This is a genomic window from Epilithonimonas sp. (genome assembly GCF_032054305.1).
Classification (GTDB): Bacteria; Bacteroidota; Bacteroidia; order Flavobacteriales; family Weeksellaceae; genus Epilithonimonas.
This window is the reverse complement of the sequence record NZ_DAMBSX010000008.1, coordinates 163,131-185,293: the sequence shown is the minus strand read 5'-3', so window position 1 is coordinate 185,293 and position 22,163 is coordinate 163,131. Positions and strand designations below refer to the sequence as shown.

Below are 22,163 nucleotides of genomic sequence, written 5' to 3'. Positions count from 1 at the left end.
ATTACCCGTTCGGGATGAATTTCAATAATTACTATTCCAAGTTCGATGCGATGGGAAGCTTGCATAACTACAAGTTTCAGGAACAAGAGCTCCAAGAGACCGGATTTTACGCCTTTAAGTGGAGAAACTATATGCCGGATGTGGGAAGGTTCTTTAACATAGACCCGCTTGCTGAAAAATATACTTACAATAGTACTTATGCATTTTCTGAAAATCGAGTTATTGATGCGAGAGAATTGGAAGGGTTAGAGGCTGAGGTAATTAATAAATCGACAAGGAATACACCTTTGTCTAATGATGTATCTGGTTATCCTGTAAACACCCCTGCAAAAATTCAATTAACTGCAAATGTTGTACAAGGATCTTTTACCAATGAACAAGTAGAACAAAAACTTTCAACTGTAGAAAATAATTTTAAAAAAGATGGAATTAATCTTACAATTATTCAAGACAATAGTGCTACATATAAAATTGATATGACATATCCAGGAGAATCTGTAACAATAGTAAATGATAACGGTACTACTAGGACAGGAACAGTTCTCGGAGACGCACCCCTTGGAGATCCTATTACTGCAACTGTGAAGGCAAAGGATGGAAATACGGATACGATTACACACGAAATTGGTCATACGTTTGGATCAGATCACATATGGGAGCCAAACTCAGGTGTTGAAAATACTCCTGCCAATATTAACAATAGGATGAATTCATATGAAAACCCGACTTCTTCAATGAAAGGGTTAGGTACAGAATTTAATAAAAATCAGATACAGAAAATGGAAGAAACTGTTAAGGCTAACTCATTTAGATTACCTCAAAATAAAAAATAATGAAAATAGCATTTTTTTTAATATTGGTTTTACTGACCAACAATAGTTGCTCCGCACAAAATAATATTGATTTTTATTATCAAGATAAAACGAAAGCAACGGAAGCAGATAATGCTGCATATAAATCTTATTTGGAAAATATTCCAAAAGAATTTCTTAGAAAAGATGACGAAGTCTTATTATCCTTCAATAATGCGGCTTTTATTGATGATGTTATTACTATAAATGGTAAAAGCTATAATTTTGAAAACTATACGTGTGGATATACACAAATTAGAGTTCCAAAAAGAGATGGAAAAATTAAGATTACATCTAAGAAAAAAGAGGAGATGGATTTTAAGCTGAAAAAAGGAATTGATTATATTATTATAAACGGAAATTTTAATAATAAATGGAGCGTTACATTTTCAGAATTTTTTCCAACAATGGAATGCTTGTAAAACTACAAGTACAGCGGGAAGGAACTGCAGGAAACAGGAATGTACGACTACGGGGCAAGGATGTATATGCCGGATGTGGGAAGGTTCTTTAACATAGACCCGCTTGCTGAAAAATATACTTACAATAGTACTTATGCATTTTCTGAAAATCGAGTAATTGATGCAAGAGAACTGGAAGGATTGGAAGCGAAGTTGGTAAATGATACTACGGTTGAATGGAGAGTTAAGGTAAGTAATAATTTGGGGACAGAATATAGTAAAACTCTTTTACAAGATGCCGGAGATGTTTTAAGTCAAAATGGATTAACTGTAAAAGTAATTGAAGATTCAAATGCAACATTTACAATAGACCTTTCTCCTGCAACTGCAAAAATGAATGAGAAGGGAGATGGTATTGTTACAACAAATGGTTATACCGTAATGGATGGGAACGTTTATGATGGAAAAGTTGTTTCACAAGACAGTCCGAGAACACTTGCTCACGAATTAGGGCACAAAGCTGGTTTGCCACATATTTTTGACGAAAGCAGTAAAGTCTCAAATACCGAAGATAATAAGAAAAATCTTATGAATTCAGGAGCAACAGAACAAAAGCCTGAACTGAGAGATTCTTCAGGAACCAATTTAGCACCTTCTCAAACAACTGATATGAAAAATCATATCAGAATTACCAACGAGAACCGAGAAAGAAAAGAACAGGAACTTCAAAAACAAAATACAAATGGCAATCAATAAAAAAATAGTTTCTTTAGTTTGTTCTTTTACGCTGTGTATGCTTTCTTGCCAAACAAAAAAGATATATATTTTAATGAATACCAAAATCTATCTGAAGAAGAAAGAAGAGGAGTAGTTTTATATAGAGAAAAGGTTGAAAAAGCATTCCCCAAGAAGAATACTGAAGTTTCTTTAATGTTAAATTATAAATGTTTCCTTAATCAAATGGTAACTATTAATGATACGATGAAAAAAGATTTCCCAAAATTGAAAAATGAAAATGAATATGGGACTATTTTTGTCAATGTTAAGAAAAATTTTAAGAAGAATATAAAATTTGAGACTTCTGATGGATTAAAAATTAAAATTCTACCTAAAGAAAAATATGACTACATATCAGTTTGTTATAACAAGAATTTTAAAGAATGGTATGTTGAATATTATGATTATCCATATCTAAATTTCAACGAATGAACCCGATGTCGCGGATTTGTAATCCGTTACTCATAAATAAAGCCACCCAATTGGGTAGCTTTATTTATGAGTAAGCTTTTTTAGCTTTATAATCCCTTATTGTAAGGTCTAGGAATCTTGTTATCATCGCTCTGTCCTCTTCGTTTATCACCACGATGGTATTGTCATTCTTCCCGACAGCGGAGGGGTTTTATGATGTGGAGAATTCTAAGTATATTTTGCAGTACAAGGACCACTTGGGGAATGTGCGCTTGAGCTACGCAAAGGATACCGCAACTGGCGGCATAGAGGTTCTTGACAGGAATGACTACTATCCGTTCGGGATGAACTTCAATAATTACTATTCCAAGTTCGATGCGATGGGAAGCCTGCATAACTATAAATATAATGGCAAGGAACTCCAGGAGACGGGGATGTATGACTATGGAGCCCGTCAATACTTACCGGATATTGGAAGATGGGGTGTGCCAGACCCGCTTTCTGAAAAACATCCCGATTTGAATCCAATGATGTACGCAAACAATAACCCTATACGTTTTGTTGACCCAGATGGAATGGATTGGGTTGAGTCTAAAAATGGAGATGTTATTTGGCGAGACGATGTTACAGCCAAAAATTATAAGGATAAAGGTGTACTTCAAAAAGGTGAAACTTATAGAGGAACTTATTATGAAAGAGCAAAAACCTGGGATAACAAACATCATAAAGGGCTTGTTTTAGAAATGTATCATACAAGTGGTAAAATGGATTACTCTCCTGCAAAAGAGGTAAATGTAGGGATATCAGGAGAAATGAGAAATTCTAAAATTGGTGATGTTGACGTTAAGTTGAATGCAACATTTGAAAATGGCAAAACAAAAAACATAGGCTCTTATGAAGCTGTTGCAGGAGGCTTTGGAAATGGTGCACCAGAAAATGGAGAATATACTGTTGATAGTTATCAGGACAGAAGTCCAAATGGATGGTATAACAAAGGAATGAATCGGGACAGAGTTGGATTTAGCTTTAATCTTAATCCGCAATTTAGTACAGGTAGAAGTTTGTTAAGAATACATCCTGATGGAAACAATGAAGGAACTCTGGGTTGTATCGGAATGTCTGGGGATAAAATTGTTCTTACCAATTTTAGAGATACTCTAAGAAGTATGATAAAAACAGGAGGTCCAGTACCTGTAAATATTAATATTCAAAATAATCCTAATAATAATGGTAGAAGTGGAACGAAAATACCAAATGTTAATGAATAGTCTTTTGTTATTGTTTTTTCTGTTTTTTTGCTGTCATCAATCAGAAAAAAAGATACAAGAAAAGATAGAAAATGAAACTGTTATTATAGAAAAATTTTCTAAACCAGATTTTAAAATAAATCAATTACAATTAAGAGAAGAAAGTTCTGTAAATAATTTTTATCCTCAAAATATAAGATTATTAGATAACTTACGATATTCCCCTGTGATTGCTTTTACAGATAAAGAAAAAAAAGAATACTTACTTGCGTATCAATATGAGGGAGATGTAAAGAATAGTTTTAGTTGCTTCGAGGTAGGATATTTAAAAGATGACCCTAAACTTGAGAAAGATGTTACAGAAACTAAATACAATAATTTTAATACAGAATCAGGTCTAAAATTAGGAATGACTTTAGAAGAAATAACCAATCTAAAAGGTAGTGACTATAAGGTTGAAAAAAAATCTGATGAAGAAATTATAAAATATATAGTTGATAATCCTGATGACCCCAAAATAAAACAATATGAAATGCCTCCGTATTTTATGGAGTTTTATCTAAAAGACAAAAAGCTTCATAAAATTCTATTTGGTTTTGAATATCCCTAAAATAAACCGCCACTCGAACAAGTGGCGGTTTTATTGGTCATATTGCAAACTTGTGACGGATATGATTTGAAAATCCAGCTGAAGAAACTCTAAATTATGGACCAGTCAGCTTCAAGTTTAATTATAAAACTGGAGAAAAGAGTATAATGTGGACACCTATAGAGATCAAGGCCTCAGGTCATGTTCCAAAGTTAGTGATGGAAATGATTTTTAATATTAAGTTATTGAAAATCAGATAAAATAATAATCAACAAATATTAAAACGAGAGCAAGATAACCCTGCTCTCGTTTATTTTTGAAGAAAATAGATTTCGCAAATGACTGGAAATCATAATAGATGTATCAAAGTTAGTGAGACGAGGATTTGTACTTTTTGCTATTCCTGTAAAATCATCAAGAACGGGCATACCAAAACCGGAAAACAACAACACATCTGCAAACAATGCAATCACAGGTTTTTGAACTATTATTCATACAATGCTTATAGGAAAGACATTGATTTTCTGATCATCCAACTCATAAAGGAAGGACTCGGCATCCGCTCGATTGCAAGGGTGCTGAACATTTCCACTACTACATTACTCAAAAGGATTCTAGATATTGCTGGAAATATTCGGTCTCCTGTTTTGTCATTTGGCAAAACATATGAAGTAGATGAAATGCGATTCTTCATCAGAAAGAAAAGCAATCCAATGTGGCTGACCTATGCGATGGACAAGACAACCTTGTCGTAGCTTTCTATATCGGCAGAAGGAACAACAAGACCCTAAATGTCGTGGTAAAAACATTACTAAATGCCAGAGCAAACAATATCTATACAGATAAACTAGGGAACTATCAATATCTGATTCCAAAAAAAATTCATATTACCAAAAAATACGGGACCAATGGAATAGAAAGAAAAAATCTCAGCATCAGAACCCACCTCAGAAGATTTGGGAGAAGAACGATCTGTTTCAGCAAAAGTATGAGAATCACCATTGCTATATTAAAGATCTACTTTTGGAACTAGACCAGAATTTGTTTAGACTCTAATCAAGTTATCCTGAGAATTTTCATTAATTTTGGAAACATTCAAAAAATTAAAAATGAAAATAAAATCAATCTTTGCAACTGCTGCCGTTGTTTTTTATGTTGGTGTCCAAGCTCAATCTATGACAAATTCTACCTATCCCAAAGCCGTAAAAGGAACTCAAGTCGATAACTATTTCGGAACACAGGTCGCAGATCCTTTTCGTGATCTGGAAAATGATTCCGAAGCGACTAGAAAATGGGTGGACGAAGAAGTAGCGTACAGCCAGAATTATCTTTCCAAAATCCCTTTCAGAGAAACCATCAAAAGTCAACTGAGAGACATCTGGAACTATGAAAAAATCTCTGCACCGTTCAAAGAAGGCGATTATACTTATTATTCCAAAAATAATGGTCTGCAGGCGCAATCTGTGATTTACAGAACCAACGAGAAGACCAAAAATGTAGAGGTTTTCCTAGACCCGAATACTTTTTCTGAGAAAGGAACAACGTCACTTTCCAATTTATCCTTCAACAAAAAAGGAAATCTTGCCGCTTATTCTATTTCGGAGGGTGGAAGTGACTGGAACAAGATCATTATCATCGATGCGATTTCTAAAAAGCAGATTGATGATACTTTGCTTGATGTGAAATTCAGTGGAATCGCTTGGAAAGGTGATGAAGGTTTCTATTACTCCAGCTATGATAAGCCGAAAGAAGGAACTGTTTTGTATGGAATGACGGATAAGCACAAAGTTTATTTTCACAAATTAGGCACAAGACAATCCGAAGACCAACTGATCTTCGGTGGGGAAAAAACACCTAGAAGATACCTTTCTGCCGGAGTTTCCGAAGACCAGAGATTCCTGATTATTTCTGGTGCAAATGCTACTAATGGGAATGAGTTATTCATCAAAGATTTGAAAAACGGTGGAGATTTTGTCCAGGTCAACAAAGGTTTTGACATCAATGCTGATATTGTGGATACGCAAGGTGACGACCTTTTCATCTTCACAGACAAAGATGCACCGAATATGCGTTTGGTAAAAGTGAGCATCAAAAATCCAAGTCCTGAAAACTGGAAAGATGTCATTCCTCAAACCGACAATGTGTTGAGTATTTCTGAAGGTGGCGGTTATTTCTTCGGAAAATATATGAAAGATGCCATCAGTCTTGTGAAGCAATTTGATAAGACAGGAAAGTTAATCAGAGAAATTGCTTTGCCGGGAAAAGGAACAGTTTCAGGTTTTGGAGGTAAGGAAAAGGAGAAAGATATCTATTATTCTTTTACCAATTACATCACGCCGGGAACTATTTACAAATACAATGTAGATTCTGGAAAATCAGAGGTTTATCAAAAACCGAATGTGAAATTCAACCCGGAAGATTATGTTTCTGAACAGGTTTTCTACACTTCGAAAGACGGAACCAAAGTTCCAATGATGATCAACTACAAAAAAGGAACTAAGCTGGATGGGAAAAATCCAACCATTCTATATTCTTACGGCGGTTTCAACATCAGTCTTCAGCCAAGTTTCTCTGTAGTCAATGCCATTTGGATGGAAAACGGCGGTATATACGCTGTTCCCAATATCCGTGGCGGTGGCGAATATGGTAAAAAATGGCATGATGCAGGAACTAAGCAACAAAAGAAAAATGTGTTTGATGACTTCATTGCGGCGGGAGAATACTTGCAGTCGAAAGGTTATACTTCCAAGGAATATATGGCTCTTTCCGGCCGTTCCAATGGTGGACTTTTGGTTGGTGCTACGATGACAATCAGACCAGATCTGGCAAAAGTGGCGTTCCCTGGTGTTGGGGTTTTGGATATGTTGAGATATAACAAATTCACTGCTGGTGCTGGTTGGTCTTATGACTATGGAACCGCTGAGGACAGCAAAGAAATGTTCGAATATTTGAAGTCTTATTCTCCGGTCCATCAGGTAAAAGCGGGAACTTGTTATCCATCCACAATGATCATCACCAGTGATCACGATGATAGAGTAGTACCTGCACATTCTTTCAAATTTGGTGCTGAATTGCAGGAGAAACAAGCTTGTAACAATCCAATTTTACTAAGAATCGAGAAAAATGCAGGTCACGGCGCAGGCCGTTCTACAGAACAAGTGATTGGCGAAAATGCTGATTTGTTGAGTTTTGCATTGTTTGAAATGGGAATCAAAACGTTGAAGAAATAATTTTTAGAAACATATCAATAAAATCCCGAAATTAGTTTTGGGATTTTCTGTTTTTGGACAATAATTTGATGCAGATTATTCACTAATTTTTTAAATCTCATAACTATGAAGACAAACACATTAATTTCAGGCTTTGCAATTGCTTTGGCATTAGTTTCCTGTAAAAAAAATGACACAAAAAGAACATCAGAATCTTACTCCACAGAAACAACTGTTACTGATGAGAATGGTAAAATCGATAGTATGACGACTACAAGCGCAGAAAAAGAAGTTGACGGCAAAAAAACAACATCTGTTTCCTTCCCTTATAAAGCCAGTGACGGAAGTCGTGCAAAAGCAACGTTTTTAAGCGATGGCAAGGCCAAAACAATTACTATCGAAGCCAATAATATGAAATATGTTCTGGACTTCAAGAAAGCCACACCGACTGGAGAATTGTATGAAAGAAACACGATTTCTGCAGAGGCATCAGAAGATTCATTATTGATCTCTCAGGGGAATAATGTGATTCATTTGGCAAAAGTCAAGTAAAAATACAAAAAGGGGATTTAAAATTTTTAAATCCCCTTTTTTCTTTCCAGAAGCATTTCTATCATTTTGATTTTCCGGCGTTCGCGGGTTTCTTCTTTTTTAGCTTCTTCTATCCAGCGGATGTATTCTTTTTTATGAGTGTAGGACATTTTATCATAGAATTCTTTCGCTTTTTCATTCTGATTGAGTAATTTCTGAACATCATTTGGAACAATCACAATCCGTTCTTCTTTGTCTTCCCAAAGCTTAACTTCTACAATATCTCCAAATGTCTTCCCCAATTCTTTTCTAATCGCTTGAGTTAATCCCAATCTGTGGCAATTACCGCCCATATTCGCAAGACTGCTTCTGTATTCTACCTTATCATCAAGCAGAACTTTGACTTTAACTTGTCCTTTTTTGCTAAATAATTCTACTGTATCAAATGGAAAATTGACAAAAGCAGCGTTGATGTCTTGGTGTTGTTGGATTTCTGCGGAAAAAGTGATTGGTTGATTCATAGTTTAAAATAAAAAATCCCGAACTCAAATGTCGGGATTTTCATTATATAAAAATAATATTTTCTTAAATCTTAGAAAGCAACGTTCTAAAATTCACCTTCTCATCAATAATTCTTCTCAACTCAGAAACCGGAACTCTTTCCTGCTCCATTGTGTCTCTATATCTAATAGTTACAGTATTGTCGTTCAGAGAATCGTGGTCAACTGTAATACAGAAAGGTGTTCCAATGGCATCTTGTCTTCTGTAACGTTTTCCGATGCTGTCTTTCTCTTCAAAAATCACATTGAAATCAAACTTCAAGTCATTGAAAATCTTATCCGCAAATTCAGGCAAACCATCTTTCTTAACTAATGGAAGGATTGCTGCTTTTACAGGCGCCAAAGCTGGTGGCAAACTCAAAACTGTTCTTTCAGAACCATCTTCCAAAACCTCATCTTTCAGAGAGTTGGAGAAAATTGCCAGGAACAATCTGTCCAGACCAACAGAAGTTTCTACAACGTAAGGCACATAATTTTCATTTCTTTCCGGGTCAAAATACTGGATCTTTCTGCCAGAGAATTTCTCGTGAGCCGAAAGGTCAAAGTCTGTTCTACTGTGGATTCCTTCCAATTCTTTGAAACCAAATGGAAAATTAAACTCAATATCAGCTGCAGCATTCGCATAATGCGCCAGTTTTTCGTGGTCGTGGAAACGGTAATTCTCTTCGCCAAGACCAAGTGCCAAATGCCAGTTAAGACGTGTTTTTTTCCAAGTTTCATAGAATTCCAACTCAGTTCCAGGTGGAACAAAATATTGCATTTCCATTTGTTCAAATTCTCTCATTCGGAAGATGAATTGTCTCGCAACAATCTCATTTCTAAAGGCTTTACCAATCTGAGCAATTCCGAAAGGTAATTTATGACGAGAAGTTTTCTGAACATTCAGGTAATTCACAAAAATACCTTGAGCCGTTTCGGGTCTTAAGTAAAGGTCCGTTGCAGAATCTGCAGAAGCACCCAACTTAGTTCCAAACATCAGGTTGAATTGTCTCACTTCTGTCCAGTTTTTAGAACCAGTGTCCGGGTCAGCGATTTCCAATTCTTCGATCAAAGCTTTTACATCCGCAAGGTCTTCTTTTTCAAGAGATTTTGCCAATCTGGAAAGGATGGCTTCTCTTTTTGCTCTGTATTCCAAAACTCTTGGATTGGTCGCTACGAATTCAGCCTTGTCAAAAGCGTCACCAAATCTCTTCGCCGCTTTTTCTATTTCTTTATTTTCCTTGTCTTCGATTTTAGCGCAGTAATCCTCCACCAAAACATCCGCACGGAAACGTTTTTTAGAATCTTTGTTGTCGATCAACGGGTCGTTAAACGCATCCACGTGTCCGGAAGCTTTCCAAATGGTTGGGTGCATAAAAATGGCAGAATCAATCCCAACGATATTTTCGTTCAGCTGAACCATCGCTTTCCACCAGTATTGTTTGATGTTATTTTTCAGTTCCGCGCCGTTCTGTCCATAATCGTAGATGGCCGAAAGTCCGTCATAGATCTCGCTGGAAGGAAAAATAAAACCATATTCTTTAGCGTGGGAAACCACTTTTTTGAAAACATCTTCTTGCTTTGCCATAATTTATGTTGAATTGAAGTGCAAAAATAACGATTTTAAGTGATTTTGAATGATTTTTTTTAGGAGCCGGGAACCTGCTTTTCGCTATATCTTTTGTCTGCCTTTCTCCACTACGTTGCGCAAGGCAGACAAAAGGATGCCGCTACAATCAGGGCTAGAAAGTCAGTCGAAAATCTCTATTTTTGCAAAATGTTAGAAATTCTTTATCAAGACGACTACCTTATTGCGATTAACAAACCGAGCGGACTTTTGGTTCATAAGTCAAAATATGCCGGCCCAGCAGATGAATATGCAGTAGAAAAATTGACGAATCAAATCGGCAGAAAGGTTCATCTTGTTCATCGTTTAGACCGAAAAACTTCGGGTGTTTTATTGTTTGCTTTCGATAAAGAAACGCTTAAATTATTGAGTGACCAGTTTATGAATCGTGAAGTGGAAAAAAAGTATCTGGCGATTCTTCGAGGTTGGACAAAAGAGGAAGAAACGATTGATTACGACTTAACCAACGAAAATGAGATCGTTCAGAATGCAGTTACTTACTATAAACGACTGATGATTTCTGAAATTGATTTACCATTTCTAAAACATCAAACCTCTCGTTACTCTTTGGTAGAAGCGATTCCCGAAACTGGGAGATTCCATCAATTAAGAAAACATTTCAAACATATTTTACATCCCATTTTAGGTTGCAGAAAACACGGTTGCAATAAGCAGAATAAATTGTGGCTAAATACTTTTAATGTGACCGCGATGCCTTTGCATTCTCATCAACTTAATTTTAAACATCCCATTACAGAACAAAATATTTCCATCAATGCAAGTTTGAATGTGAATCCTGGCTTTTTAGAAATAGGAAAAATATTAGGTTTTGATCTTCAATAGTTTATGTAGTTTTTAAAGAGATTTTTATTCAAATTGCTTTCTCAAATTTCCCATAAAACTTCCAAAAATTATCGATTGTATTAATATCGAATTTCTCTTCATGCCAATCATTTAGCAAAAGAAAAATCTGCTTATCTTCAATTCGGAATTTTCCGATGAAAAAAGATTCTTCGGTAAAGAATAAACCATATTGCTGATCCAACGTGTGAAGCAGGTCAACTTCTAATTTTTTAAAAAAAGCAATATCTGTTTCTCGGAAAAGAAAATCAGAATGATGATTAACAGACTCGTCTAACTCCAAAGCGATAAAATCTTTTGGGCTGTAAATTGGAAACTGGATTTTTGGTAAAGCGTCCAGATTTTCATTAAAACTATTGATCTGTGAAAGATGATTGCGATCTATAAAAGGAATGGTCTTGAGATCTGAAACAGTTTCTGACGTTTTGGTTTCAAAGTGATTTTCAAAATTCAGGATTTCGTTTACGGAGATATTATTATTTAGTAAATGGCTTAAAGGAATGCTAAAATAATTAGCAATTTTTGTCACAACATCTATTTTTGGTTCTGCTCTCTGCTCTTCGTAGGAAGAAATGTTACCCCTTGAAAGCTCAAATAACTCTGCGAAAGCCTGTTGGCTTAGGCCTTTTACCTTTCTGAGTTTCTTTATATTATGTCCTATTTGACTCATTTTGCAAAAAAATTTGTTAAATATTGCTAATTATTTTAGCAAATTTATTATATTTGTAACAAACATACAAACAAATAGTAAAAAAACAACTAACAATGGACTTTGAAACAGTAGAAAAATATATCCTTGACCTTGATTATAAGGTCATGCATAAGTCCGAAGAAACTGGTGTTTTTGTAATAGAGAACACCCTGGACGGAATAAGAAATCTAATTGTAGGTATTGCACCTCCAGTTATCATTTTTGAACAATATCTGTTCACTATTAATAATGATACAATGGATATGTTCAAATCTCTTTTGATGAAAAACAGAGATATGATCCACGGAGCGTTTGCAATAACCGAAGATGGGAAGAAAGTGATCTTTAGATATACTTTGTAGATTCATAATCTTGATTTTAATGAGTTTGAGGCGGCGATCAATTCATTAAGTCTGTTGATGAGTGAATATTATGAACAATTAATTCAATTTTCAAAACGTTAAAACTACACGACAATGAATATTTTTAAAAGAATTTTTAGAATAGGACAAGCAGAGATACATTCTGTTGTGGAAAAAATGGAAGATCCGATCAAGATGACGGAACAAGGTATCCGAGAAATGAGAGAGGATCTTGACCAATCTTTAGAAGCTTATGCAAAAGTGAAAGCTTTGGCAATTCGAACCAAAAACAATGCAAATAAAAAAGAAGAAGAATCCGGCGAATTTGCAAACAAAGCGGTTTTGCTTTTACAAAAATTGCAGAATAATGAGCTGGATGCTGACAAAGCAGAATCACTAGCAAAAGAAGCATTGATGTTGAAAAAACAACTTATAGCAGAATCTGTAGAGCTTAATAAACAAGCTATTGTTCATGAAAATTCTGTTTTGGAATTGCAGAAGAATATTGATGTTCTGAAATTTAATATCAATAAGTGGGAAAATGAGCTTTCTACTCTTAAAGCAAGAGTAAAAGTTTCTAATGCTACAAAGGAAGTGAACCGCCAAATGGCAAAAATAGATTCCAATTCCACGATCAGCATGCTGGAAAGGATGAAAGAAAAAGTGGAAGAAGATGAAGCACTTTCACAGGCTTACGGGACGATGGCTTTAGGAAGTAAAAGTGTGACGGATGAGATAGATGAAGCATTGGGAACCCATTCTGTAGATAAAGATCTGGAAGAACTCAAAAAACAATTGGGAATGTAAATTCTAAAAACAAAAAAATGAAAAAGAGATTTGAATACAAAACATTGGTAATAGAGCCAAAAGGATTCTGGTCAACCCGATTCGAGCCTTCGGATATTGATAATGATCTCAATAAGCTGGGAATGGAAGGCTGGGAATTGGTAAGTGTTGAGAGCAGAAATTGGGGGCAAGGTTCTACGAGCAGTTTTTCTATACTTTTAAAAGAGAGATTTAAAATTGTGTAATCATTTAAAACAATAACTAATGGTAGAAATCTTTGATCTATTATTCAATCCACTCCCGAATGGAGTCATGACGGTGCTTACAGGCGTATCATTATTGTATTGGGTATTTGTACTGTTTTCTGGAGATGGCTTAGACTTTGGCCTAGATGGAGATTTGGATGCTGACGCAATTGGAGATATAAGCGATGCGGATGGAGATGCTGACGCAGGAGATGCTCAACCTGGATTTTTTTCTAAAGCATTAGATTTTATCAATATAGGAAAAGCGCCAATAATGGTAATTATTACCTTGTTCAAATTTATTGGATGGATCATTACCATTACAACATCATTGTTTATTTCTGTTGGCAGGTTCGGATATTGGTCACTTTTGATACTGATTCCTATTTTCATCGTCACTTATTTTTTGATGCATTGGATCACAAAACCAATTGCTAAGTTTTATGAAAATGTCGGTTATCACGGAGAAGAACCCTTGGACTTTTTAGGAAGGACGGGCGTGATGAAATCTTCTGTGGACGGAAGTAAAATTGGTTCCGCCGAGTTCAAGATCAACAAAGACGTTATCCGCTTGAATGTCAAAAGCGTTGATGGGGAGGCTATTGCTTACAACGATGAGATTATTGTGGTGGACGAAGATAAAAATCAAAAGATATATTGGGTAAAAAAAGAGATCAACATCAGGAATTTCTAATCAAAATATTAAAAACAAATCATTAATAATTAACAAATTAAATAATCATAAACTATGACACAGATGACTATTTTAGCGATTGGTGGAACCAACCTTATTTTCATTGCAATTGGAGTAATTGTATTTTTATTCTTCGCCTTCTTGGTGGTTTTGAGTTCTTTTTATAAAAAGATTCCTCAAGGTAAAGCAATCGTAAGAACGGGTTTTGGTGGAACCAAAGTGGCCTTTAACAAAGGGATGTATGTTGTCCCTATTTTTCACAAAATGGAAATCATGGATATTTCTGTTAAAAAGATAGATATTGCCCGTATGGAGAACGACGGATTGATCTGTAAAGACAACATTCGTGCAGATATCAAGGTTGCATTTTTCGTTAGAGTAAATAAGTCGGTTGATGACGTGATCAGCGTTGCGCAAAACTTGGGAACAGAAAGAGCAAGCGATCCGGATACATTGAAAAGTATTTTCGAGGCTAAGTTTTCCGAAGCTTTGAAAACAGTAGGTAAAAAATTTGATTTTATAGAATTGTACGAAGCTCGTAGAGAATTTCGTGATGAGATCCTTAATATCATCGGAACCGATCTTAACGGATATATCCTCGATGACTGTGCGATAGATTATCTTGAACAGACAGAACTAAAATTCTTAAGTCCTGATAACATTCTTGATTCTGAAGGAATCAAAAAGATTACCGAATTGACAGCTCAACAAAATATGAATGCCAACCTGATCCGAAGAGCAGAAGAAAAAACAATCAAAAAACAAGATGTAGAAGCCCGTGAAGCAATATTGGAATTGGAACGTCAGTTGGCAGAAAAAGAAGAACGCCAAAAACGTGAGATAGAAAATATTAAAGCACGTGAAAATGCAGAGATTTTGAAGGTCAATGAAGAAGAACGGCTTAAAGCTGAAACGGTAAGGATCTCCACTGAAGAATCTTTGGCGATCCAAGAAGAGAATAAGCTTCGTCAAATCATCATCGCTGAAAAAAACAAATTGAGAACCGATGCTGTGGAAACCGAAAGAGTGGAAAAAGACCGCGCTTTGGAACAGACGGAAAGAGAGAGAATCGTTACACTGGCTCAGATCGAGAAAGAAAGAACTATCGAAACGGAGAAGAAATCGATTCAGAATGTGATCAAAGAGCGCGTTCAGCTGGAAAAAGGCGTTGTGGAAGAACAGCAAAATATAAAAGATGTTGAGACTTACAGAGATGCAGAACGTAAAAAACAAGCGGGCGTAATTGCTGCAAGTCAAGAAGCGGAAGAAAAATTGGTTTCTACGGTCAAAGCTGCAGAAGCTGCAAGAATTGCTGCCGAGCAGGAAAAAGAGAAAAAAGTGATCGATGCAGACGCCCAGAAGCTAATTGCAGAGCGTAAAGCACAAGAGTTGCTGATAGATGCTGAAGCTAAAAAAGAAGCAGCAACAAAAGAAGCCGAAGCCAGAAAGATCATTGCAGAAGCTCAGGCAAAAGAAGAAGCGGCAATAGGTCTGTCAGAAGCGGAAGTGATGATTGCAAAAGCAGAGGCCGTAGAGATCCAAGGTACAAAAGAAGCCATCATTATAGAGAAAAAAGCTGAAGCCGTTCGTAAGGAAGGCTTGGCGCAAGCAGAAGTGGTTCGTGAAAAAGCACTTGCAGAAGCAAAAGGTATCGAAGAAAAAGCTGCTGCAATGAAGATTCTTAACGAAGCAGGACAATCTCACGAAGAGTTCAAACTACAGTTGCAGAAAGAGAAAGATGTAGAATTGGCTCAAATCAATATCCAAAAAGATATTGCTTCTGCTCAGGCTAATGTTCTTTCAGAAGCACTCAAAAATGCTAAGATCGATATTGTAGGTGGGGAAACAATGTTCTTCGAGAATATTGTAAAACAGATTTCCAATGCCAAAGGATTCGATCATTTGATCAATAATTCCCAGCACGCTTTGGATATCAAAGACTCACTTTTAGGGCCTGATGGAAAAGGAGATTTAGCTGAAAAGATCAAAGGTTTGGCGGATCGTTACGGAATATCATCCAATGATATCAAAAACCTGACTATTACAGCAGCTTTGATCAAGCTACAACAAGCGGCTGTATCTGCTGAGAATTCCGATGATACAAATTTTGTCAATTCACTTTTCGGGATGGCAAAAAATCTTGGGATCTCTAATAAAAAATTAGGATAATTTTCATTTAGATTGTTATACGATTGTCATTTTGAAATTTAGAGCTTGTTAAATTTTAAACTCTTAACAAAATGACAATCTGTATAATGGATTTCAAAACGCATTAATACATAAAATTAAATGCAAGAAGAAACAAAAAATCAAAATAATCAGTTGGATTCCGGAACTTACGACATCATCAAAAAACGTCTTCAGACGCAGAAAGACGAATTGATCCACCGTTTGCAGGATCTTAATGAAGCTCGAAAAGAAGTTTTCAGCTCTACAAGTTTTGTTCTGAAGGCCAACCAAAGAATTGATACGGAAAATACAGGCGTTGCAAGAGGAATCATTGCGATAGAGGATCTGTGTATTTTTGGCTACAATGTTCATTTCGGGCTTCGGACAGAGATTCAGTTGGAGGATGTTTTCAGCATCTATCAATTTGATGGAGGACAGTTTATTCCGCAATCTTTGGATCTGATCGATGACGCGAACTTCGTTACAGATTATCAGAATTTATACAAATATTACAGAGATTCTATATTCTCAAAATTCAGAAAGACAGAGAATTATCTCTATATGATCTTCCAGATCAGCAAAAATGCAGATGACCTCAAAGCATTCAAATGGCTGATAAAAAACGGGAAGTTGATCTATCAGGATGACAGAAGTATCCACGAAGTCAAAACGCCGCCGCAGTTGGATTTCGAATGGATAAAAACCTCTTTGGAAGATCGCCGCCTTGGTAAACATCCGCATGTTTCTATTCTGGATAAAGTTTTTATTGAGGCCATTGGTGGTGATATTACCTTCAAGATAGAAGATAATACAGATACCGGAAAAGGAATCTACTCAGAAAAAGTTGCGAACGTCGATCAGCAATTGGATGATGCCGAATACTATTACGCTGATCTCGGTAATCTGATTGCGATCAGGATAAAACCTTATCAGGAAAATTTCCGTGCTTTTGTTTTCAATGTCAGGACAAAAGAAGTGGTCAATCTTCCTGCGATGAATGAGGCTGCTATTTTGCTTCCGGATAATCAGGGAATTATTTTTTCCAATGGATATTATCTCCAGAACGGAACTAATAAGATTTTTGATGCACAACTGGAAAACATTCAGTTTATAAGAAAAGTAGCATCACCGAATGGAGAGGATTTTCTCTATATTTTTACGCAAAGGGAGACCAATACTTACATTTTGATGTCGTATAATATCATTCAGCAATTGGTAGAAACCCCGATCATCTGTAATGGATTTACGATTTTCAATGACGGAAGCATGATCTATTTCCGAACAGAGCCAGAAGCAAACAGGCATCATCAGGTTCAGATCTGGGAAACACCTTATATGGAACGTCTCATAGAGAATGATGAAAAAAAGGATGATCCTTTATACAAAGTAGGGAACAAACAGATAGTGCAGGCAATGGCAGAAGCACAGGAAGTCGTTTTACTCATCAACAAAGAAGATAGCTACGAAGGTCTGTATGAAGATATTTTAAGAAAATCCGGGTCGTTGATCGATTCTTATTTTTGGATAAATGACTCTTCACTTAAAAATTTAGGTGAACCTTTAAAACATATAAAAGAAGTTGCCAATACTGCTATTGATGAGTTTGTAAAAGTACAGACACAAAGGAAGTTTGCTCTGGAGATACTTCAGAAAACAGACAAGAAGCTGGAAGGTCTGATGTTCAGTATCAACAGTACATTGGTGGAAACATTGGATCAGATGGTACATCAACTAGCTGATACAAGACGTTTGCAAGGTGAAGTTATCGATTTGAAGAACATTCGGTATGTAGATGTTGAAAAGGCTGATGAGCTTTTGGAAAAGCTAGAGAAGCTTAATGCAGAGCTTTCTGCGAAAACAATTGCTTTTCTTCTGAGGGATGAAGCGCTGATTCCATACGAGAAAAAAGTAACCGAACAAAAGGAGAAAGTTGAGCAAATAACCAAAGTTTTTGATGCAAAGGAAATTGAGGAAACGAATTCTGCGATATCTTCTGAACTCGAATTGTTGATCGATATTCTCAATAGTTTGAAGATAGAAGATGCGACTCAAACGACAAAAATTGTTGAAAAGATTTCCTTGATCTTTTCTTCTTTGAATGAAGTTCGTGCGCAACTCACAAGAAAACTGAACTCTCTCAAAAGCAGTGAGGCCATTGCAGAATTTTCGGCTCAATTGACTTTACTGGAACAATCGGTAACCAATTATCTCGAGCTTTCTACTTCGGCAGAAAAAGTGGATGAGTATTATACAAAGATCATTGTCCAGCTTGAGGAATTGGAAAGTAAATTTTCAGAATTCGATGATTTTGCTTTGAAGATCGCTGACAAACGAGATGAGATCATCAAGGCTTTCAACACGAGAAGAGAACAGATCATTGAGCAGATCAATAAACGGACTTCTTCATTGGAACAAATTGGTTTGCGAGTCCTGAAAAACATCGAGAACAAGTCCAAAACTTTTACTACCAGAGAAGATGTACTGAGTTTTTATGCTTCGGATTTGATGGTGGATAAGATTCGCCAGTTGGTTTCTGAATTGAAATCGTTGAATGATGTTTCCAAAGCCGAAAACTTAGAAAATCTCATCAAAAAATCCCAGGAAGATGCACTGAGAATCCTGCGAGATAAAACCGAACTATATGTTGACGGTCAAAACATCATCGCATTAGGGAAACACAGGTTTACCGTTAATAATCAGTCTTTGAGCTTAACACTTCTCAACAGAAACGGAGAAATGTTTTATCATCTTACGGGAACGAGTTTTTATCAGAAGGTTAAAAACAACGAGATTACGACTTTTCAGGATATTTGGGAACAGGAATTGGTTTCTGAGAACAAAGAAGTTTATCGTGCAGAATATTTGGCTTACAAGACTTTTCTGGCTTCAAAGGGTGTGAAGGATTTTAATGCTGAGCAATTTATCACACAAACCGTTGAGCAGAATTATTCTGAAAATTACATCAAAGGCGTTCATAACTTCGATGCGTTGCAGATCTATAATGCGATAAAATCGATGGATGAGAAATTGGATCTGCTTAGATACAAAGGTGATCTTCGTGCAACGGCGCAATTATTTTGGCATCATTTGTCCGAGGAAAGAAGAAACAAAATCAATGCTTTAATCCATTCCACACATTTGATTTTAAAGACATTCCCAAACTCAAATCGGTATGCATCTGTCATTAATGAAATCACTACTGAGTTTTCTAATTGGAAAACGACTTTGGATTGTACAGGAATTGATTCGAGAGAAATTGCAACTTATTTATTTCAGACATTCACCAAATATGGGAAATTTTCTTTAAGTGAAATTTCTGATCATCTGAAACAAGAATTCATCAGATTATTAGAATCCAAAAAGGCATTGAAGGATTTCCAGACCGATTTGGAAAATGAGCAATTCTCTTTGGTTGACAGATATTACTTGGTTCTGAATTGGCTCAATTCCTTTATCGATGAGAATGAAAGTCTGGAACATTCCAGAAATTATATCGAAGAAACGGCAACATCTTTACTATTTCCAAAAGATGATTACGAATTGATTTTCGGGAAAGATGAAGCGGAAGTTTCTGACCTAAAAGGGAATCATACGATTTTAATTAACGGAACTCTCAAAATCAACTATTATGCTTTTATTCATAAGTTATCTTTTTTTGCGATTGTTAGCGTTCCTCGTTTCGATTCTTTCCTAAAGCTGAAAGAACAATTGAGTAAGAACTATGAGAAAGAACTTAAAATCAATGAGTTTGAACCAAAAGTTCTCACTTCTTTTGTCCGAAATAAATTAATAAACGAAGTTTACTTTCCATTAATCGGAAATAATTTGGCAAAACAATTAGGTGCTGCCGGAGACAACAAAAGAACGGCAAGAATGGGAATGTTGCTTCTAATCTCGCCGCCAGGTTACGGAAAAACAACTTTGATGGAATATCTAGCCAAAACAATGGGATTGCATTTTGTGAAAGTGAATGGACCAACAATCGGACATTCTATCACATCCATTGACCCGATTGAAGCGAAGACTTCCGGAGAAAGGGAAGAGTTGAAAAAAATCAATCTGTCATTTGAGATGGCGGATAATGTGATGTTGTATCTGGATGATATTCAGCATTTGAATTCGGAGTTTTTGCAGAAATTCATTTCCTTGGCTGATGGACAAAGAAAAATCGATGGAATCTTTGATGGTGAAAGCAAAACTTACGATTTGAGAGGAAAACGTTTTTGTATCGTAATGGCTGGAAATCCTTACACTGAAAGTGGTTCCAAATTCCAGATTCCGGATATGTTGGCAAACCGTGCTGATGTGTATAATCTGGGAGATGTGATTGGTGATACGGAACATCTGTTCAAACTCAGTTTGATAGAAAATGCAGCAATAGAAAATACGCATTTGGAAAAAATAGCTAGCAAATCGTTTAAAGATTTTTATGCCTTGATAGATTTTGTAGAATCCGGAGCAGAACAATTACCCGATTTGGAAGGCAATTATCTTAAACAGGAAGTTGACGGTTTTATGGCTGTTCTAAAGCATATTCTTAAAATCAGAAATGTCGTGGTGAAGGTCAATCAGAATTATATTCTGTCTGCAGCAATGCAAGATGCGTATAGAACCGAACCGTCTTTCAAGATGCAAGGTTCTTACAGAAATATGAGCAAACTGGTAACGCAAGTGGTTCCGATGATGAATGATAAGGAGATTGATGAACTGTTGTTAGCACATTACGAAAGCGAGTCTCAAACTTTGACGGCTGACACAGAAAGCAATTTGTTGAAACTTAAAGAAATTGCAGGATTGATTTCAGAAGACGAAACAAAACGTTGGGAGGAGATCAAAGAGATTTTCAGGAAAAACAACAAACACGGCGGACTCGGAAAAGACGACAAAGTCTTTGCAGAAATAATGAACCTTAATGAAAATCTGGAAGGTATTATCAATGCGATAAAAGGAAACTAATAACCATTAAACATATCAACAGAAAGTGCAGATATTGGTCTGCACTTTTGTTATAAAGCTATTCTTCAAAACCTTTTTCCAGACTTTCCAGAGAATTTATGACGTCCGCAATTTTTTCCTTTTGTTTTCTCACTTGTTTTGGACGAATGAAAAACCAAGTGACAGCCATCCAAAAAAATGTCAATCCATAAGATAAAACCACACCTAATAAAGACATTCGCAAAGCAAATTCATAAAAGTAAAAAACAAAGCCTACTCCCAGCAAAATGTAATAAATGCTGATTCCTCTCGTCTGCATATAAATTTGCTGCTTTTCCAGTTTTTTTATCGCTGATAAATATTCTTGGTTGCTTGTGGAAGGATTGATTTTACTGATGACATTGATATTTTGAGTAAATAGATAGGCATACATTCCAATCGCAATGAGAATTAGAATTATTCCTAGTCGTGTTGTGAACATTTGGAAATCAATCAAATTCCAGATGACGATGATTCCAGCAGCAGTTGCCAACATACAAGCTAGCATTCTGATATCAATCAAGAGCCGTTTTCTTTTGTAATTATTAGCTTTTTTGATGATAGATTGGCTGTCAGGAGCTATAGTTTCTTTCTGTTTCCAGATGTCCTGAAAATTATAATTGGTTTCCATACTTTCTGAATTGTTCTGTTAATTTTTCTTTGATTCGGTGGATTTTGACTCTTACATTGGCTGGCGAAATTCCTACGACTTCGGCAATCTCTGCTTGTTTCATTTCTTCGAGTTCTAGCGAAATAATGATTCTTTCGAGTTCGGGCAATTCTGAGATACATTCATAAAGAAAATCCGTCATTTTATCTTTTTCCAGCTTGTTATCTTTTTCTGAATTATCTTTGATCTGATAAGGTAATTCGCTTTTAGGCATTCGTTTTTCAAGATTGATTTGCCTAAGGCAGATATTCGTAGCGATTCTGTAGATCCAGGTTCCAACCGCTGCTTCCTGCCGGAATTTTGGCAATTGTTGAAACACGGCGACAAATGTTTCCTGACAGAGATCCTTCGCCAGATCATCATCATTCACATAACCCATACAAAGCCGAAATATCTTCTTCCAGTAATCGTGATAAATGTCTTCGAAGCTTAAGTTCTGCATTGGACCTTTTTAAAGTTTAGAGAAAGTTGAATGGAAAATGTTACAAATTAAAAATAAAAAAAGCTTCTCAAATTCTGAGAAGCCTTT

The 22,163-nt window shown here is 35.9% G+C and carries 21 protein-coding genes and 2 pseudogenes; 18 read left to right on the top strand and 5 right to left on the bottom strand.

The window, feature by feature from the left end; all coding sequences use genetic code 11:
• The 11 genes and pseudogenes from RTX21_RS17025 to RTX21_RS16975 all read left to right on the top strand — a co-directional run.
• On the top strand, positions 1-833 hold an 833-nt coding region (locus tag RTX21_RS17025), incomplete at its 5' end, for an RHS repeat-associated core domain-containing protein (protein WP_312769578.1).
• Entirely contained in the window at positions 833-1,273 is a 441-nt protein-coding gene (locus RTX21_RS17020; RefSeq protein ID WP_312769576.1) for a hypothetical protein, read from the top strand. The genes RTX21_RS17025 and RTX21_RS17020, both read left to right, overlap by 1 nt.
• A 3-nt stretch (positions 1,274-1,276) precedes the next feature.
• Positions 1,277-1,414: pseudogene (locus RTX21_RS17015) on the top strand (RHS repeat-associated core domain-containing protein); the annotation flags it as partial.
• 39 nt (positions 1,415-1,453) lie between these two features.
• Positions 1,454-2,008, top strand: coding sequence for a reprolysin-like metallopeptidase (locus RTX21_RS17010; protein ID WP_312769589.1), 555 nt, complete (start codon positions 1,454-1,456; stop codon positions 2,006-2,008).
• Positions 2,009-2,026: 18 nt separating this feature from the next.
• Positions 2,027-2,461, top strand: a complete 435-nt coding sequence (locus RTX21_RS17005; RefSeq protein WP_312769575.1) for a hypothetical protein — start codon at positions 2,027-2,029, stop codon at positions 2,459-2,461.
• Positions 2,462-2,616: 155 nt separating this feature from the next.
• Complete coding sequence (locus RTX21_RS17000; protein ID WP_312769574.1) at positions 2,617-3,708, top strand: RHS repeat-associated core domain-containing protein; 1,092 nt, start codon at positions 2,617-2,619, stop codon at positions 3,706-3,708.
• Entirely contained in the window at positions 3,668-4,297 is a 630-nt protein-coding gene (locus RTX21_RS16995; RefSeq protein ID WP_312769572.1) for a hypothetical protein, read from the top strand. Before RTX21_RS17000 ends, RTX21_RS16995 begins: the two co-directional genes overlap by 41 nt.
• A 317-nt stretch (positions 4,298-4,614) precedes the next feature.
• Positions 4,615-5,031, top strand: coding sequence for a hypothetical protein (locus RTX21_RS16990; RefSeq protein ID WP_312769571.1), 417 nt, complete (start codon positions 4,615-4,617; stop codon positions 5,029-5,031).
• The gene (locus tag RTX21_RS16985) at positions 4,992-5,309 is read left to right on the top strand and encodes an IS1 family transposase (RefSeq protein WP_312769569.1); all 318 of its coding nucleotides are present in this window, start codon (positions 4,992-4,994) and stop codon (positions 5,307-5,309) included. The genes RTX21_RS16990 and RTX21_RS16985 overlap by 40 nt, the downstream gene beginning before the upstream one ends.
• Before the next feature lie 142 nt (positions 5,310-5,451).
• On the top strand, positions 5,452-7,506 hold the full coding sequence (locus RTX21_RS16980) for a prolyl oligopeptidase family serine peptidase (protein ID WP_312769588.1): 2,055 nt from the start codon (positions 5,452-5,454) through the stop codon (positions 7,504-7,506).
• Between the two features lie 105 nt (positions 7,507-7,611).
• Entirely contained in the window at positions 7,612-8,037 is a 426-nt protein-coding gene (locus RTX21_RS16975) for a hypothetical protein (RefSeq protein ID WP_312769568.1), read from the top strand.
• A 26-nt stretch (positions 8,038-8,063) separates the two neighbouring features.
• Here RTX21_RS16975 and RTX21_RS16970 read toward each other — a convergent pair whose 3' ends face one another.
• Together RTX21_RS16970 and RTX21_RS16965 are read right to left on the bottom strand one after the other, a co-directional pair.
• The gene (locus tag RTX21_RS16970; protein WP_312769565.1) at positions 8,064-8,537 is read right to left on the bottom strand and encodes a YdeI/OmpD-associated family protein; all 474 of its coding nucleotides are present in this window, start codon (positions 8,535-8,537) and stop codon (positions 8,064-8,066) included.
• Positions 8,538-8,601: 64 nt separating this feature from the next.
• On the bottom strand, positions 8,602-10,143 hold the full coding sequence (locus tag RTX21_RS16965) for a glycine--tRNA ligase (protein WP_312769564.1): 1,542 nt from the start codon (positions 10,141-10,143) through the stop codon (positions 8,602-8,604).
• A gap of 189 nt (positions 10,144-10,332) precedes the next feature.
• On the opposite strand from RTX21_RS16965, the gene RTX21_RS16960 reads away from it, so the two are divergent.
• A complete protein-coding gene (locus tag RTX21_RS16960; protein WP_312769562.1) occupies positions 10,333-11,025 on the top strand; it encodes a pseudouridine synthase in 693 nt (230 codons plus the stop codon).
• A gap of 28 nt (positions 11,026-11,053) precedes the next feature.
• Here RTX21_RS16960 and RTX21_RS16955 read toward each other — a convergent pair whose 3' ends face one another.
• A complete protein-coding gene (locus RTX21_RS16955) occupies positions 11,054-11,713 on the bottom strand; it encodes a helix-turn-helix transcriptional regulator (RefSeq protein WP_312769559.1) in 660 nt (219 codons plus the stop codon).
• Positions 11,714-11,808: 95 nt separating this feature from the next.
• Here RTX21_RS16955 and RTX21_RS16950 point away from each other — a divergent pair.
• The 6 genes and pseudogenes from RTX21_RS16950 (at position 11,809) to RTX21_RS16925 (ending at position 20,946) form a co-directional block, all read left to right on the top strand.
• Positions 11,809-12,198: pseudogene (locus tag RTX21_RS16950) on the top strand (molecular chaperone Tir).
• Between the two features lie 12 nt (positions 12,199-12,210).
• The gene (locus RTX21_RS16945) at positions 12,211-12,903 is read left to right on the top strand and encodes a PspA/IM30 family protein (protein ID WP_312769555.1); all 693 of its coding nucleotides are present in this window, start codon (positions 12,211-12,213) and stop codon (positions 12,901-12,903) included.
• Positions 12,904-12,920: 17 nt separating this feature from the next.
• A complete protein-coding gene (locus RTX21_RS16940; RefSeq protein WP_312769552.1) occupies positions 12,921-13,127 on the top strand; it encodes a DUF4177 domain-containing protein in 207 nt (68 codons plus the stop codon).
• A 19-nt stretch (positions 13,128-13,146) separates the two neighbouring features.
• On the top strand, positions 13,147-13,821 hold the full coding sequence (locus RTX21_RS16935) for a hypothetical protein (protein WP_312769549.1): 675 nt from the start codon (positions 13,147-13,149) through the stop codon (positions 13,819-13,821).
• Between the two features lie 54 nt (positions 13,822-13,875).
• Complete coding sequence (locus RTX21_RS16930) at positions 13,876-15,990, top strand: flotillin family protein (protein WP_312769548.1); 2,115 nt, start codon at positions 13,876-13,878, stop codon at positions 15,988-15,990.
• A 120-nt stretch (positions 15,991-16,110) separates the two neighbouring features.
• A complete protein-coding gene (locus RTX21_RS16925; RefSeq protein WP_312769547.1) occupies positions 16,111-20,946 on the top strand; it encodes a DNA repair ATPase in 4,836 nt (1,611 codons plus the stop codon).
• A gap of 58 nt (positions 20,947-21,004) precedes the next feature.
• Here RTX21_RS16925 and RTX21_RS16920 read toward each other — a convergent pair whose 3' ends face one another.
• Both RTX21_RS16920 and RTX21_RS16915 read right to left on the bottom strand, forming a co-directional pair.
• The gene (locus RTX21_RS16920; protein ID WP_312769545.1) at positions 21,005-21,595 is read right to left on the bottom strand and encodes a hypothetical protein; all 591 of its coding nucleotides are present in this window, start codon (positions 21,593-21,595) and stop codon (positions 21,005-21,007) included.
• Positions 21,579-22,076, bottom strand: a complete 498-nt coding sequence (locus RTX21_RS16915; protein ID WP_312769542.1) for a sigma-70 family RNA polymerase sigma factor — start codon at positions 22,074-22,076, stop codon at positions 21,579-21,581. The genes RTX21_RS16920 and RTX21_RS16915 overlap by 17 nt, the downstream gene beginning before the upstream one ends.
• Positions 22,077-22,163: the final 87 nt, after the last annotated feature.